General features: G+C 61.9%; 17 protein-coding genes and 2 tRNA genes. 12 read left to right on the forward strand and 7 right to left on the reverse strand.

Going from position 1 to position 15,200, the window contains the following annotated elements; genetic code table 11:
* Positions 1–107: 107 nt before the first annotated feature.
* The 5 genes from E9677_RS12275 to E9677_RS12295 form a co-directional block, all read right to left on the reverse strand.
* Positions 108–1,052, reverse strand: a complete 945-nt coding sequence (locus E9677_RS12275; RefSeq protein ID WP_136558395.1) for a PopZ family protein — start codon at positions 1,050–1,052, stop codon at positions 108–110.
* A 196-nt stretch (positions 1,053–1,248) separates the two neighbouring features.
* A complete protein-coding gene (locus E9677_RS12280) occupies positions 1,249–1,920 on the reverse strand; it encodes a protein-L-isoaspartate O-methyltransferase family protein (protein WP_136558396.1) in 672 nt (223 codons plus the stop codon).
* Positions 1,921–2,150: 230 nt separating this feature from the next.
* Positions 2,151–2,224: transfer RNA gene (locus E9677_RS12285), tRNA-Cys, on the reverse strand.
* Positions 2,225–2,345: 121 nt separating this feature from the next.
* Entirely contained in the window at positions 2,346–2,600 is a 255-nt protein-coding gene (locus tag E9677_RS12290; protein WP_136558397.1) for a hypothetical protein, read from the reverse strand.
* A 151-nt stretch (positions 2,601–2,751) separates the two neighbouring features.
* On the reverse strand, positions 2,752–3,033 hold the full coding sequence (locus E9677_RS12295) for a hypothetical protein (RefSeq protein ID WP_136558398.1): 282 nt from the start codon (positions 3,031–3,033) through the stop codon (positions 2,752–2,754).
* Positions 3,034–3,197: 164 nt separating this feature from the next.
* Between E9677_RS12295 and E9677_RS12300 the strand changes: the two genes are divergently transcribed.
* The 7 genes from E9677_RS12300 (at position 3,198) to sseA (ending at position 9,360) form a co-directional block, all read left to right on the forward strand.
* A tRNA-Asn gene (locus E9677_RS12300) sits at positions 3,198–3,272 on the forward strand.
* Between the two features lie 188 nt (positions 3,273–3,460).
* Positions 3,461–3,688 (forward strand): hypothetical protein, encoded by a 228-nt coding sequence (locus tag E9677_RS12305; RefSeq protein ID WP_136558399.1) that lies wholly within the window; start codon positions 3,461–3,463, stop codon positions 3,686–3,688.
* 101 nt (positions 3,689–3,789) lie between these two features.
* On the forward strand, positions 3,790–5,238 hold the full coding sequence (locus tag E9677_RS12310) for a cryptochrome/photolyase family protein (protein ID WP_136558400.1): 1,449 nt from the start codon (positions 3,790–3,792) through the stop codon (positions 5,236–5,238).
* Between the two features lie 362 nt (positions 5,239–5,600).
* Entirely contained in the window at positions 5,601–5,858 is a 258-nt protein-coding gene (locus tag E9677_RS12315; protein WP_136558401.1) for a hypothetical protein, read from the forward strand.
* A 259-nt stretch (positions 5,859–6,117) separates the two neighbouring features.
* The gene (locus tag E9677_RS12320) at positions 6,118–7,155 is read left to right on the forward strand and encodes a cysteine synthase A (protein ID WP_136558402.1); all 1,038 of its coding nucleotides are present in this window, start codon (positions 6,118–6,120) and stop codon (positions 7,153–7,155) included.
* 20 nt (positions 7,156–7,175) lie between these two features.
* Entirely contained in the window at positions 7,176–7,907 is a 732-nt protein-coding gene (locus E9677_RS12325; RefSeq protein ID WP_136558403.1) for an alanyl-tRNA editing protein, read from the forward strand.
* A 28-nt stretch (positions 7,908–7,935) separates the two neighbouring features.
* Positions 7,936–9,360, forward strand: coding sequence for a 3-mercaptopyruvate sulfurtransferase (gene sseA, locus E9677_RS12330; RefSeq protein WP_136558404.1), 1,425 nt, complete (start codon positions 7,936–7,938; stop codon positions 9,358–9,360).
* Positions 9,361–9,380: 20 nt separating this feature from the next.
* Here the strand turns inward: sseA and E9677_RS12335 are convergent, their stop codons facing one another.
* Complete coding sequence (locus tag E9677_RS12335) at positions 9,381–10,301, reverse strand: DUF4344 domain-containing metallopeptidase (RefSeq protein ID WP_136558405.1); 921 nt, start codon at positions 10,299–10,301, stop codon at positions 9,381–9,383.
* A 163-nt stretch (positions 10,302–10,464) separates the two neighbouring features.
* On the opposite strand from E9677_RS12335, the gene E9677_RS12340 reads away from it, so the two are divergent.
* The 3 genes from E9677_RS12340 (at position 10,465) to E9677_RS12350 (ending at position 12,752) form a co-directional block, all read left to right on the forward strand.
* On the forward strand, positions 10,465–10,962 hold the full coding sequence (locus tag E9677_RS12340; RefSeq protein WP_136558406.1) for a DUF1203 domain-containing protein: 498 nt from the start codon (positions 10,465–10,467) through the stop codon (positions 10,960–10,962).
* A 76-nt stretch (positions 10,963–11,038) separates the two neighbouring features.
* Positions 11,039–11,590 (forward strand): OmpA family protein, encoded by a 552-nt coding sequence (locus E9677_RS12345; RefSeq protein WP_136558407.1) that lies wholly within the window; start codon positions 11,039–11,041, stop codon positions 11,588–11,590.
* Between the two features lie 220 nt (positions 11,591–11,810).
* Positions 11,811–12,752, forward strand: coding sequence for a DMT family transporter (locus E9677_RS12350; RefSeq protein ID WP_235882939.1), 942 nt, complete (start codon positions 11,811–11,813; stop codon positions 12,750–12,752).
* A 116-nt stretch (positions 12,753–12,868) separates the two neighbouring features.
* Here E9677_RS12350 and ald read toward each other — a convergent pair whose 3' ends face one another.
* On the reverse strand, positions 12,869–13,987 hold the full coding sequence (ald, locus tag E9677_RS12355) for an alanine dehydrogenase (protein WP_136558408.1): 1,119 nt from the start codon (positions 13,985–13,987) through the stop codon (positions 12,869–12,871).
* A gap of 159 nt (positions 13,988–14,146) precedes the next feature.
* On the opposite strand from ald, the gene E9677_RS12360 reads away from it, so the two are divergent.
* Together E9677_RS12360 and E9677_RS12365 are read left to right on the forward strand one after the other, a co-directional pair.
* On the forward strand, positions 14,147–14,608 hold the full coding sequence (locus tag E9677_RS12360; RefSeq protein WP_006728606.1) for an Lrp/AsnC family transcriptional regulator: 462 nt from the start codon (positions 14,147–14,149) through the stop codon (positions 14,606–14,608).
* Positions 14,609–14,699: 91 nt separating this feature from the next.
* The gene (locus tag E9677_RS12365) at positions 14,700–15,035 is read left to right on the forward strand and encodes a PilZ domain-containing protein (RefSeq protein WP_136558409.1); all 336 of its coding nucleotides are present in this window, start codon (positions 14,700–14,702) and stop codon (positions 15,033–15,035) included.
* Positions 15,036–15,200: the final 165 nt, after the last annotated feature.

The raw sequence follows: 15,200 nt of genomic DNA on the forward strand, positions 1-15,200 counted from the left end.
CGGATTTTCGAGTTCTGGATGTGGGTTGGTAAATAGGACTGGTAAAACCAAGTCAATAAAAAAGGCCGCTCTTGCGAGCGGCCCGTGATCCCGTAAGGGGGCTTCGGTCAGCGTCGCGGGCCGCGGGCGACGCGTTCGATTTCTTCGCGCACGAGACGTTCCACCAGCGTCGGCAGGTTGTCGTCCAGCCAGTCCTTCAGCATCGGACGCAGCATTTCCTCGGCCATTTCGTCGAGTGAGCGGCGCTCGGTGCCGTCGAAGGCAGCAGCCAGATCGGAAAAGGAGCGCGAGACCTGTTCGACAGTGGCGGCGGATACGAGCGCGTTCAGGTCGCGGCTTCCACCGTCCATCTCGTTGCGCGGCTCGAATGCAGGCGCGTCCATCGGCTCTTCCTCGGCGCTCTCCATGACCGGTTCGACCACGGCAGGCGCTGGGCGCTCGACGCGGACTTCGACCGAGGCGATCCGGGCCATTGGGGCTTCGGGTGCCGCAAACGACGAACGCGGCTCCTCCAACGGGGCACGCAGCGATGCCGGCATGACCGGCTCAGTTGGCAGCGATGTGCGAAGATCGGTCGCGCGCATTTCGGCCAGGCGTGCAGTCATCAGCGAGGTTTCGCTCACACGGTCTTGATGGGCCTCCACGGCCGGCTCGCGACGCAGAGGCTCGGGCAGTTCCGAACGGCTCGGGGCCTGGACCGGGCGTTCCATGCGCTCGGAGGCCGAGCGGACACGGGCGGCGAGATCGGCAAGCGACACACTCTTCGGCATGTCGTCGATTTCAGCCTGCGGGGCTTCACGGCGCGGTTCGGCGTCGACACGCGGGATTTCACGATCAAACATCGGGAAGGAAGAACCGGCATCGTTGGCCGCGATAAAATCGCCGCCGTCATAGGCCATGTCGCCCTCGTCGGCACCGTCGTCGTCTGCGAGATCTGACGCATCCTGCGACAGGCTTTCGCCGTTCACCGGATCATTGCTCTCGATGATCCGGCGGATGGATGCCAGGATCTCTTCCATGGACGGTTCACGCGCTACGCTTGGCTGAGCCATACTAATCCCCGTTGTCCTCAGAAACTGTCGACCGTGCAGAATTCCGCCGAGCCGATTCGCGCTCACCCTAGGATACGCACTTGCTGAAAAAAATCACGCGCCGACCAGGAATTGCCGTGATGCACAACTTTGTTTCGCATCGACGAAAAAGGCCCGCACGCGGCGGGCCTTGAAACACAGTCTTCCAGTTCGCTTCTCAGAAGACGAATTCGGAGGCCTTGCGGAAGCCCGGCAGCGGCTTCACGGCGGCGTTGAAATATTCGGTATAGGAGGTGATGCCGCCATTCTTGACGTAGAGGCGGGCGCGGGCGGCATTGCCGTAGCCGACGACGGCCACGAGACGGCCGCCTTCCCGCAACTGCGACAGGATCGCTTCCGGCACTTCCTCCACGGCACCGTTGACGAAGATCACGTCATAGGGCGCTTCGGCTGCATAACCGTCTTCGAGCCTGGCCGACACGACGGCAACATTGTCATAGCCGAGCTCGGAAAGCTTTTCAGTCGCCTTGGTGACCAGCGCTTCGTCGCTTTCGGTCGCAACGACCGAGCCTGCGAGCAGAGACAGGATCGCTGCGGCATAACCGGCACCACAGCCGATCTCCAGAACGAGGTCGTCCCTGGTGATGGCGGCGAGCTGCAGCAGCTTGGCGAGCGGCGACGCCTCCATGATGTAACGTGCGGGGTTGCCGTTGGCGGCGGGACAGACCTGCGTGTCCTCATCGATATAGGCGAGCGGCTTCAGTTCGGCCGGAACGAAGGCTTCGCGCGGCACCGACAGAAAGGCGTTCAGGACGGAATGGGACGTCACGTCCGTGGTCCTGATCTGATTATCCACCATCTTGGTGCGTGCTGCTGCGTAATCCATCATCTCTTTCGCGCCCCGTATCGACCGGCCATAGCGGCTACTTGCACCCGTGTCTTTAATTGCAGGCCGGGGCGCTTTCAAGCCGGTCTTCCCCTCGCACACGAGAATATCGCGGCTGCGCCATGCAGCACGCACGCCTTCAGCGGAATGAAACGCCTTTCAACATGCGAACACGTCGAAAAAGCCCACCCGTTTTGGGTTAGGGCACGTCAAACAATCAAGGGAGTTTCGGATGGAGGCCTCGCCCGGAATTGAACCGGGGTACAAGGATTTGCAGTCCTCTGCGTCACCACTCCGCCACGAGGCCATCCGAGTAGAAAAGTGCGTGTGGTGGGCGGCATTTAGAACGGATCGAGAATGAGCGCAAGCGGAAAATCAGCGAATTTCCATACCCCCTGTGGAGCACTCCTACCCGCCGCATTCCGGGTTCAGGCGTCCTGCGTGGGCCAGCGGCGACGATCGAGGAGCCGCGTCGCTGCCATGACGGTTGCGGCATCTGCGAGACGCGCCGGATCGGTCACACCGGCGGTATAGAGACGGATGACCGCCCTGCCGACAGCCTCGCGATGACCGTCGTCGATCATGATTCGACCTGGTTTCGGAGCCACTGCCCGCATCGCGTCCTCGATGACGTTGAAATCCGCAGGCGTCAGGACCATCATGAGTTCGGTTGTGTTGCACATCTTGACCAATCCTCGCTCCGGCCGGGAACAGACCACGGCAATCGCGGTTCGGTCTCTCGGCTCAGTCTCACCATACTAGGTGGTCTGGGTACGGTTGGTCATTTCACTAAGACATGTGCCTAAGGTGAAAGGCAGGAAACACCCTGCCCCATCACATCTCGCGATCGCCGCCCCGTCGGCTGTTGCGCCGATACCACCAGACGGCTGCCCGCCGGCGCCGGCGCCGCACGAAAGACAGGTCATGCGACAAGACGACGAGACCGAGCGGCACCATCCAGAATCCGAGGATCGGCAGAAAGCCGAGGACGCCGCCGCCCACCAGCGCCGTTCCGGTCGCGATCCGGCCGGCTCTCGAGCGCGGTACGGGGATCTCGAAGCGGCCGAGAACGAGGCGGCCGCGCGCCTGGTCGAGACGATAGCGTCTTTCCGGCAAAGGTTGAAACTCCTGGTTCCTGGGGCGTGTCCGCCCTGTTTCGACCCCGTTTGAGATGGTGAACCCACAAATAAAAACAAGCGCATGACATTTTTTTTGAAAAACCGCTTGGCAAACGAGGCGAGCATCAGTATTACCCCGCTCACACCGCGCCAAGCGGCTGTTCCCTGGTAGCTCAGCGGTAGAGCATTCGACTGTTAATCGACAGGTCGCCGGTTCGAATCCGGCCCGGGGAGCCATTTATTCCAAAGGCCCGCGCCTCACAAAGGCGGCGGGCCTTTTGCTTTTCGGGCCTTGAGCCTGTCGCCTGCTATCGGTGCTGCTCATTTCCAATGTCCCTGATTTCATTAACGCCGCTGAAACCCCCTCTTCACCTTTGACTGCTATCTCCCTCCCTTATCGAAATGGCATGCAAGGAGGACGGCCGATGTGGCTCGAGCTTCACGATGGGGACGGTTTTCCCTTCTACGTCAACATGGACAATGTGGTGGATTTCCGCTGGTACGAGCGGGAAGGCTATACCTGCCTGCTGACAACCGCGCCGGTCGCCGAAAAGCTGCATCGTCTTTATGTGCGCGAAAGTGCCCAACAGATCCTGGCCATGATCCGGGCCGAACAGGCACGCCGCATGGGCCCTGGCCCTACCGCGGCCTGAGGCCTTTCGCGGATCTTCCCGGCTGCAAATTCGTGATCGGTTCGTGATCCCATTCGGGCCGCGTTTCGTAAGGCAGGCATAGCCAACGAAGAAGGCACCGCATGCCCGACACCCAATCCAAGACAGTCATCCTCTGGTTCCGCAAGGATCTCCGGCTTTCCGATCATGCCGCGCTGGCGACGGCGGCGACCGAGGGGTTCCATATCCTGCCCGTCTATATCCGTGAACCGGAAGAGGCGGCGACCGGCCCGCTGGGGGCCGCGCAGGCATGGTGGCTGCATCATTCGCTCAAGGCCTTAGACGCTTCTCTCGAAGGCCTCGGCTCGCGCCTGATCCTGCGCAGTGGCCCTGCCGAAACAGTGCTCACCGAGCTGATCGCCGAGACCGGTGCCTCGACCGTGTTCTGGAACCGCCGCTACGACCCTTCGGGCATTGCCGTCGACAAGGCGCTGAAGGCCAAACTCATCACAGACGGCATCGAAGTGCGCACCTTTGCCGGGCAGATCCTGCATGAGCCGAGCAAGCTGAAGACCGGTGCGGGCGGCCATTTCCGCGTCTATACCCCGTTCTGGAAGGCGCTGGACGGATCCGGCGAACCGCCCGAGCCGATCCCCGCGCCGAAGCATCTCTCCGCGCCCGACCAGTGGCCGCAGAGCGAGGTGCTCGACAGCTGGTCGCTGCTGCCAACCAGGCCGAACTGGGCGAAGGGCTTCGAAGGCGAATGGCAGCCGGGCGAAACGGGGGCAAAGAACCGACTGGCAGACTTCGTCGAGACGGGTCTCAAGGGCTATCGAACCCGCCGTGACTTTCCCGGCGAAGCGCATGTCTCGATGCTTTCGCCGCATCTGGCGCTCGGCGAAATCTCGCCGGCGACCCTTTGGCATGCGACGCGCGGGCTGTCCGACGACTATTCCAGCGAAGACTATATCCATTTCCGCAAGGAAGTCGTCTGGCGCGACTTCTCCTATCACCTGCTCTTTCATTTCCCGGATCTCGCGACAAAAAACTGGAACGACAAGTTCGACACCTTCCCCTGGCGCGACGCGCCGGACCTGCTGGAGAAGTGGCAACGCGGCCAGACGGGCTATCCGATCGTCGATGCCGGCATGCGCCAGCTCTGGCAGACCGGCTGGATGCACAATCGCGTCCGCATGATCGTCGCCTCCTTCCTGATCAAGGATCTCTTGATCGACTGGCGCGAAGGCGAGCGCTGGTTCCGCGACACGCTGGTCGATGCCGACCCAGCGTCCAATGCCGCCAGCTGGCAATGGGTCGCCGGCTCCGGCGCAGACGCCGCCCCCTTCTTCCGCATCTTCAACCCGATCACCCAGGGTGAGAAATTCGACCCCGAAGGCCACTATGTCCGCCGCTTCGTGCCGGAGTTGAAGGCCATGCCGGACAAGTTCCTGCACAAGCCCTTCGAGGCGCCGCTGCTGGTGCTCAAGGAAGCGGGGGTGAGACTCGGCGAGACCTATCCCAAGCCGATCGTCGATCATGGCAAGGCAAGGGATGTGGCGATGACGGCGTTTCAGGGGTTGAAGGAGGAGTGAACTCCTTTGCCCGGCAAGCTGTTAGCGGTGATGGGCAAATCCGCACAAGGAATCACGAAAATCCGGTGCAACCGATAATCGGTTGATATGGCCTCTACTTTATCGACCCAAGGGCAAATGTGCGTTAGAGCGCCGAGGCGTTCCGCGCGACCTTTGCGAGTGCGGGACGCTTAGACGCACTCGTCGCCCCATATCCTGGCAAGAGACCGAAAAGCATGCATTTTACAAATCTGGTATCGCCCCTCGCCCTGGCGTCACTGACAACCGCCTTCGCAACACCAGTTCTCGCAAACGACCTACTCCCGATCGATCAGGGACGTTACGTTCAATCCCAGCATGAGTGTAGCGATCCGAAAGGTTCGATGCTGTTCATTTATGACGGAGAGGGTGTGAAGAGCGGCAAAACCAGCTGCACACTGAGCAACGTGACCCATTCCGGAAACGTCTACCAGTTCGACGAGAGCTGCGCCTATTATCATCGCGCCTGGAGCATCCTCCCGACAACCGTCACGGACTACAAGAGCCGACTGGAGGTGCTCAACCAACGGGAATTCTTGTTGAAGCGCGAGAATGAAAATCTCGAAATGACCGATCAATACCGCTGGTGCTCTGCCAAATAGGCTGGGGTCTCAAAGAGTAGGGGCGCCACCTGTCGCGTCGAGCAGTGCCCCTCCCCGAACGCATTTTCCCTCCCCCTGCCTCACCGCGAAAAGCCATTCCTTGCCATTCGCTGCCGCCAGGCGGAAAAGACCGGTTCATGTTCCGCGCTGACCGCCGTCCGCATAATCTTGTCCAGAAGGACAAAATTGCGGGACTTCCCGGTTTTCTTCCCCGCGCATTTGGTTCTAGTGTCCGCGTCAGACAAAAAAGGCAGGCATCATGGCATTCCACCCCTCCGTGCTCGAGGCGATCGGCAACACGCCCCTCATCCGGCTGAAAGGCGCCTCGCAGGCGACCGGCTGCACCATTCTCGGCAAGGCCGAATTCCTCAATCCCGGCCAGTCGGTCAAGGATCGCGCGGCCCTCTTCATCATCCGTGATGCCGAGCGGCGCGGGTTGCTTCGTCCCGGCGGCGTGATCGTCGAGGGCACGGCCGGCAATACCGGCATCGGGTTGACGCTGGTCGCCAAGGCGCTCGGCTATCGCACGGTGATCGTCATCCCGGAAACCCAGAGCCAGGAGAAGAAGGACGCGCTGAAGCTGCTCGGCGCCGAGCTCGTCGAAGTGCCGGCGGTGCCTTACAAGAACCCGAACAACTATGTGAAGATCTCGGGCCGCCTTGCCGCCCAGCTTGCAAAGAGCGAGCCCAACGGCGCGATCTGGGCGAACCAGTTCGACAACACCGTCAACCGCGACGCCCATATCGAAACGACGGCGAAGGAAATATTCGAGCAGACCGGCGGGGCCGTCGACGGCTTCATCTGCGCGGTCGGCTCGGGCGGCACGCTCGCGGGCACCGGCATCGGCCTTCGCAATAGGAAGCCCGGCGTTAAGATCGGCATTGCCGATCCGGAAGGGGCAGCGCTTTACGAATACTACAAGAATGGCGAGCTGAAATCCTCGGGCTCCTCGATCACCGAGGGCATCGGCCAGGGTCGCATCACTGCGAACCTCGAAGGCTTCAAGCCCGATTTCGCCTACCAGATCCCCGATTCCGAAGCGCTCGACATCGTCTTCGACCTCGTCGAGAACGAGGGCCTCTGCCTCGGCGGCTCTTCGGGCATCAACATTGCCGGTGCCATGCGGCTGGCAAAAGATCTCGGCCCGGGCCACACGATCGTGACGATCCTCTGCGACTACGGCAACCGCTATCAGTCGAAGCTGTTTAACCCGGACTTTCTCCGCTCCAAGAACCTGCCGATCCCGGCCTGGCTCGAAAAGCGCGCTGACTTCGACCTGCCCTTCGAGACCGTCTGACATTTTTTGAAAGCACTGCCATGACCACCATCGCTCTCTACCGCGACGATTTCTATCTCTCGACGGCGGAGGCGGTGGTGACTTCGGTGCATGAAGACGGCGCGGTCGAACTCGACCAGACCTGCTTTTATGCAGCCTCCGGCGGCCAGCCTGGTGATACCGGTTTCTTCGAACGCGAAGACGGCAGCCGCATCCAGCTTGGCGAAACGCGCCACGGCGCCGCCAAGGATATCATCCTGCACCGCCCTCTCGACGGTGAGCCTCTGCCCTCCGTCGGCGAAAAGCTCGTCCTGCATGTCGACTGGCAGCGCCGCTACAAGCTGATGCGCATGCACACCGCCTGCCATCTGCTCTCCGTCGTCTGCCCCTATCCGATCACCGGGGCCGCCGTCGGCGAGGATGAAAGCCGGGTCGACTTCGATATGTCGGAGACGATCGACAAGGATCAGGTGACGTCGGATCTGATGAAACTGGTCGGCGAAAACCACCCGGTCACCCTCCAGTGGATCACCGACGACGAGTTGGCGGCCAATCCGGGCATCGTCAAATCCAAGAATGTCCGTCCGCCCGTCGGCCTCGGCCGCGTTAGCCTTGTCTGCATCGGGGAGAACTCCGACGTTGACAGCCAGCCCTGCGGGGGCACACATGTTTCCGAGACCCAGGAGGTCGGTGCGATTCATATCGCCAAGATCGAAAAGAAGGGCAAGGAGAACCGCCGGTTCCGCATTCGCTTTGGAACGCCGGAGACCTGAGCCTTAAGGAACGCTACGGGAGAAGTGCATGTCCGGTGAAAGAAGCCGTTTCGTCGTTTCGGCGGATTGGGTCGAAAAGAACCTCGGGTCTCCCGGCTTCAAACTTGTCGATGCCTCGTGGTATCTGCCGGCTCAGGGGCGCAACGGCGCCGTCGAATATTCCTCCGGCCACATCCCGGGCGCCGTCTTCTTCGACCAGGACGTGATCGCCGACACTACCACGGACCTTCCCCATTCCATGCCCTCGCCCGCCTTCTTTGCCCAGGCCGTCGGCCAGCTTGGCATTTCGGCCGAGGACACGATCGTCGTCTATGACGGTCCCGGCTTCTTTTCGGCGCCCCGTGTCTGGTGGCTGTTCCGCGTCATGGGCGCACGCCGCGTCTATGTGCTCGACGGCGGCATCGACGCCTGGAAGGCCGAAGGGCGCAAACTGGAAACCGATCTGCCGGAACCGGCCCCGGTGACCTTCGAGGCGCATTTCGACCGGGCAAAGCTCACCTCCTTCGACCAGATGTCAGCGATTGCCGACGAGGGTGACAGGCAGATCGCCGACGCCCGTCCCGCCAGCCGTTTCACCGGCGAGGAACCCGAACCGCGCGAGGGCATGCGCTCGGGCCATATTCCCGGCGCCCGCAGCGTGCCGGCTTCCGCCCTGTCGGAGAACGGTCGCCTGAAGGATCTCGCCACCCTGCGCTCGATCTTCACCAATGCCGGCATCGATCTCAACAATCCCGTCGTCACGAGTTGCGGATCTGGCGTGACGGCAGCCGTCGTCACGCTTGCGCTCGAAAGCCTGGGGCATACCGACAACTCGCTCTATGACGGCTCCTGGTCGGAATGGGGATCGAAGATGGACACGCCTGTCGTCCGGGGTGCGGCCGAGTTGCTTGGCTCCAAGACCGATGGACCGTTCACCGCCCATGTGACACGCCTGGAAATGACCGCGCCGCCGAAATCCAGCCTGCCGGTGCCGGTCAACATCCAGACGGCGATCATGCGCACACACGAGATCCCGCTTTCCTTCTACCGCTTCCTGCATCGCCAGGTCGGCGCACGCTGGCACTGGTACGAGCGGCTTCGCATGCCCGACGACCAGTTGAAGGCAATCATCCACCAGCCGAAGGTGTCGATCTCGGTTCTCTATGTAAACGGTGCGCCGGCCGGTTTCTACGAACTGTCGCAGGAAGACGACGATCTGGTCGAGCTCTCCTATTTCGGCCTCTTCGAACATGCGCTGGGGCTGGGCATCGGCAAGTGGTTTCTGCTGCAATGTCTCTATGCCGCCTGGACCAGCAATCCGAAGAAGGTGACGGTCACCACCAACACGCTCGACCATCCCCGCGCGCTGCAGCTCTACCAGCAGTTCGGCTTCTCGCCTGTTGGCACCCATGAAGCCCTGGTCGATCCGATGACCGACCAGGAGCTGCTGGCACTGATCAAGCGCGACGGCTGAGACCGGACTTTGGGGGGCGCTCAGTCCTTCTTCTTGAGCTTCACAGTGCTGACGCCGGCCTCTTCAGAGGTCTCGTCAGCACTGTCGTCTTCGGCAACCGCGTCGTCGCCGGTCTCTTCCTCCGCCTGGTTTTCGAACCAGTTGGCAATCAGCCCCGCATGGAAGGCTGCCATCTCGTAGCAATAGGTGATCTCGCGGTCGCCTTCATACCAGAAGGCGTTTTCCGTGCCGCAGGCCTTGCCCGTCAGCTTGATGCCGTCCTTCAGGTCGTAACCTTCGCCGAAGACGGTCGCGATCGTCTCCAGCACGTTCGCTGACTTCATGAGATCGGCGAAACCCTGCAGATCCTCATTGCCGGCGGGCTCGTAGGTCACTTCGAACTTCGTCTTGCCGCCTTCCTTCATATTGGCGGCAAGAAGGCTCATCCAGCTGTCGCGAGCCCTCTGATATTCGAAGGCGCATTCCTGGCGGCGCTCCTCGGGGAACTCGAGCGAATCGGCGAACTCCTTGAAGAAGTCAGCATTGGCGCCGGTCATCATGCAGACGATCGCGTAGGCGCGCTGGCGGTCCAGTCCATGGGTGCCCATGAAGTCGTCTTCCTGCGGGCCATCTTCCTTCGCCTCGTCGAGCAGGAACCAGCCATCGGCGCTGTCCTGCATGGTCGTGTAGAGCTCCTCGTCCTCGGCGCCGAGCAGAAGCACGGAGGAGAGCGCATCGACGGCATCCTCCTCACGCCCGAGCACCGGCAGGCCGAATTCCGAGACCAGCATGTGACCGGCCTCGTGAAAGAGGATGAAGATCGCATTGTTGACGACGAATCGCTGCCCCTCCTCGACCTGTTCCTCGGTCAGTTCGGCGGCCCTGACCGCGGCAGACGGCTGGACGAGACATGCGGCGGCCGACGCCAGCACGACCGCTGCGGCAGACTTAAACGAAATCATGGGAGCCCCTCACCCGAATTTGGATCGCCCATTATCTAGCCCAGAGGTTAAGCGACAGAGAACCGCCATTTTTGGGAACGCGGGCGCGTGCAGGAATCGGGTGGCGACGAGGGGCAGTGGCGAGGAAGGTGTCGACTGACCCAACCAACCACGAGAGGCCTTCATGACATCCGAGATCCGCTTCCTCCCCATGCCCGCCGACGAAGCTGCCGCCTATCGCGCCGGCGCGCCTGATGCCTACGGCCTTGCACCCGAACGGCGTCTGTCGCCGGGTGGTTACCCCTGCCGTCACTGCCTCGCCGAAATCGCCGAAGGCGCGCCCTATCTGACGCTCGCCTATCGTCCTTTCCCGACGCTCCAGCCCTATGCGGAGACCGGCCCGATCTTCCTGCATGCCGAGGCCTGCCCAGGCTACGAGGCTTCGGACATCCTGCCGCCGATGCTGACCAGCCCGGATTACATCGTGCGCGGCTATGGAAACGACAACAGAATCGTCTACGGCAGCGGCGGCGTGGTGGCGACGGAGGCAATCCCCGGGCGGGCCCGGGAGCTGCTGACCGACCCTGACATCGCCTATCTCCATGTCCGCTCTGCCCGCAACAATTGCTACCAGTGCCGGATCGAACGCGCCGGTGACAGTCCCGCGATGAATGGTGGCTGAGCGATGGCTTCAGTTGCAATTCATCGGGATCGTGGCATGCCTGTCGTCACAAGACTTCGAAGATGGAGGACATGGCATGGAAAGACGGATGTTTTTGATGGTGCTGGGTGGCGCGCTGGCTTCACCCGTGGTCGGCTTCGCACAGGAGGCGCCTTCCGAGGACATGATCATGCGCCGACTGGACGCAGCACCGCAGCGCCAGATCGCACCGCGGAACCGGGTCACGATCGACGAGTTCAAGCGGCGGCCGGAGCTTCGGCGTCAGGCCCCCTCGATCGATATCCAGGCGATCAACTTCGCCACGGGCTCGGCCGACATTCCGCGTTCGGAGTTTCGCAAGGTCCAGCAGATCGCCCGCGCCATGGAGCAACTGCTGCGTCGCCGGCGCGCCGTTCGCTTCCTCATCGAGGGGCACACGGATGCGGTCGGCTCCGCCTATTCCAACCAGATCCTGTCGGAGCGCCGGGCGGCGTCTCTGAAAATGGTTCTGGTGCGCGAATTCCGCATTCCGGCCCGGGTGCTGGAGACGGTCGGCTATGGCGAGGACTTTCTGCTGGTCCCCACGGAACGTTCCGAATGGCGCAACCGACGCGTGACGCTGCGCCGGATCGACGACTTCATCCGCTGACGAACCCTGCGGGCCCGACGTTTAACCCGACGTCGGGTCCGGCCCAACTCGGCCAGAAGCCGGTTGCGGAATTCGACCGGCTCAAACTGCGCGAGGGCGGCTGGCCGGAAGAACTGGCAATTGACGAGGGTCTGCCGGATGTTATGGCTGGAGACACGGGGCTAGGCCAACGACGCTCAGATCGTCCTTTGGCAGCGGCTCAAAACGCCAGGAGCCGTTCATGACGACATCACCATCGATGAACGCCCGCGACTGGCTCATGCTGACCGTGCTTTCGGTGATCTGGGGTGGGTCCTTCTTCTTCACCGGGATCGCCGTCAGGGAATTGCCACCCTTCACCATCGTCGCAGCACGCGTAGGCCTTGCCGCTCTCGCGCTTCTCGTCGGCCTCAAGCTCGCCGGGATCTCCATGCCGCGTGCGCCAAAGATCTGGCTCGCATTCTTCGGCATGGGACTGCTCAACAACATGATCCCCTTCTCATTGATCGTCTGGGGCCAGGGCCATATCGCCAGCGGCCTCGCCTCTATCCTCAATGCGACGACCCCGCTGTTCGGGGTCGTGGTGGCGCATCTGCTGACCCGCGACGAGAAGATGACGGGAGGGCGACTTGCCGGGACAATCGTCGGCTTTGCCGGTGTGGCCCTGATGATCGGGCCGTCTGCCCTATCCGGCTTCGGCTCGCATCTGATAGCGGAGCTCGCGGTTCTCGGGGCCGCCCTCTCCTATTCCTTCGCCGGCGTGTACGGCCGACGTTTCAAGGCGATGGGTATCAATCCGATCGTCACCGCCACCGGCCAGATCTCCGCATCCGCCGTGCTGATGATCCCCATCGCACTCGTCGTCGAACAGCCGTGGACGCTTGCGGCACCGGGGCTGCCAACAATGGCCGCGCTCGTCGCGATCGCGCTGATCTCGACGGCGCTTGCCTATATCATCTTCTTCCGGATCCTCGCCTCGGCCGGTGCGACCAACCTGATGCTGGTCACGTTCCTCATTCCGGTGAGTGCCATCCTGCTCGGCTGGCTCTTCCTCGGCGAAGTGCTCGCACCGCAACACTTCATCGGCATGGCGACCATCGTCGCGGGCCTCGTCCTGATCGACGGCCACCTGCTACGGCGAATGTTCGGTCCGTCGACGCGCGGCGGCTCCCTGCCAAACTGAGTCTTACCGCTGGACAAAAAAATGGGCCGGCCGATGGGATGGCCGGCCCAGATGGCCGCGTTTACACAATACATGCGCGGACCTGACGCCACGTGAGGCGACCGGAGAGTGCGACCTTACGCTACGTTCAACACGGCTTCCGGCGCATGGGCCGGATAACCCAGAGCTTCCGCCACCGGCTTGTTGGTGATGCGGCCCTTGTGCACGTTCAAACCGTTGCGCAGGTGCCGGTCCTCGGCAATCGCGCGCAGGCCGCGATCGGCGAGCGCCAGACCATGCACCAGGGTCGCATTGTTCAGCGCATGGGCCGAGGTGATCGGAACCGCACCCGGCATGTTGGCCACGCAATAATGCACGACGCCGTCGACCACATAGGTCGGGTCAGAGTGAGTCGTGGCATGCGAAGTCTCGAAGCAGCCACCCTGGTCGATCGCGACGTCGACCACGACCGCACCCTTCTTCATGCCGGACAGCATTTCGCGGGTGACCAGTTTGGGAGCCGCGGCTCCTGGGATGAGGACCGCGCCGATGACGAGATCTGCGGAGAAGCTCTCCTGCTCCAACGCATCGATCGTCGAATAGACGGTGTGGACACGGCCGCCAAAGATGTCATCGAGCTGGCGCAGGCGCGGCAGCGAGCGGTCGAGGATGGTGACGTCGGCACCGAGGCCGACGGCCATCTTGGCCGCATGCAGGCCGACGACGCCGCCACCGATCACCGTGACCTTGGCCGGCAGCACACCCGGCACGCCGCCGAGGAGGATACCACGGCCGCCATGGGCTTTTTGCAACGCCGTCGCACCCGCCTGGATCGCGAGGCGTCCGGCGACTTCCGACATCGGCGCCAGAAGCGGCAGGCCGCCGCGCTCATCGGTCACTGTCTCATAGGCAACGGCGGTGACGCCCGAGTCGAGCAAGCCCTTGGTCTGCTCCGGATCAGGCGCGAGGTGAAGATAGGTATAGAGGATCTGGCCATCGCGCAGCTGCACCCATTCGGAGGGCTGCGGTTCCTTGACCTTGACGATCATGTCGGACTTTTCGAACACGTCCTTGGCTGTGGCTGCGATCTTCGCGCCAGCGGCGATATAAGCGTGGTCGTCGGCGCCGATGCCGGCGCCTGCACCCGTCTCGATCAGGACATCATGACCATGCGCCACATATTCCCTGACGGCACCGGGGGTCAGGCCGACACGATATTCATGGTTTTTGATTTCCTTCGGGCAACCGACACGCATGAAGCGTTCCTCTCTTTTATCCGCAGCCTTGGGCCGCTTGGTTTCAATCGTGAAATTCAACCATTCCCGGTGCAAAATGTCCTTGCAAAGTGACGCCCGTGGCGCGAGACATTTCGCAGCTTCTTGCGCAACATAGGCATTTTACGGAGAATCCTGCGAATGGCGGAACTGGATGCCATCGATCGTGCCATTCTGAAGGCCTTGCAGGAGAATGGTCGCATGACCAATGCGGAGCTCGCCGAGACGGTGGGCCTCTCGCCCTCCGCCTGCTCGCGCCGCCACGACATGCTGGAAAAATCCGGCGTGATCAGCGGCTATCACGCGCGCCTGTCGCACAAGGCCATCGACTACAAGATGATGGTGATCGTCCATATCTCGCTGTCGGGCCAGTTCGCCAAGACACTGACCGAGTTCGAGGCGGCCGTGAAGCGCTGTCCCAACGTGCTCGTCTGCTACCTGATGTCGGGCGAGTATGATTACATCCTGAGGGTCGCCGCCAAGGATCTCGAGGATTACGAGCGCATCCACCGCGACTGGCTGTCCGCGCTGCCTCATGTGGTGAAGATCAATTCGAGCTTTGCCCTGCGCGAGATCATCGAGCGTCCCAATGTGGGGCTTTGAGCAAGAATCCCGAAAATCCTAATGATTTGTTTTAGTTCGTCCTCACAGATCGCGCGTAAGCTCGTCCTATTGTTTTCATCAGGACGGCATCATGAGCAACAATCTCGGCATGGATGTTCGCAATTCCCCCCGCAGTCGCTGCAGGATCGACAGCAAGGTCCATTATTTCAAGCAGGAGGCGAATGGCCGCGTGATCAATATCTCGCGCAGCGGTCTGGCTCTGGAACTCACCTCCAATCTCCCCGCCGCTGCCGGCAGCCCTGTCGTCATCGAAAATGCCGACATCGGCCTCCTGGAAGGCGTGGTTCGCTGGAATTACGGCGGGCGGATCGGCATCATGTTCAAGCCGAACAGCAATTCGATCGCCAAGGTCGCGGCCTATTTCCGCAACTTCCACCAGGAAGTCCGGCCGGTCCTCACGCGCTGAGGCGCACTTCCTCCTGAAATTAACGGTAAATCCGCGGGATAACAGGTCGAATACCTGAAATCTCCCAGGGCGGACGCTCGCATTCTAACGAACTTGGCCAGATGCCGTTAAGGCGCCTGGCCGAGGTTTCCTGCGTTTCTTTCAATCAATTTTGATGGAGCGCAG

The organism is Peteryoungia rhizophila (genome assembly GCF_004912145.1).
GTDB lineage: Bacteria > Pseudomonadota > Alphaproteobacteria > Rhizobiales > Rhizobiaceae > Allorhizobium > Allorhizobium rhizophilum.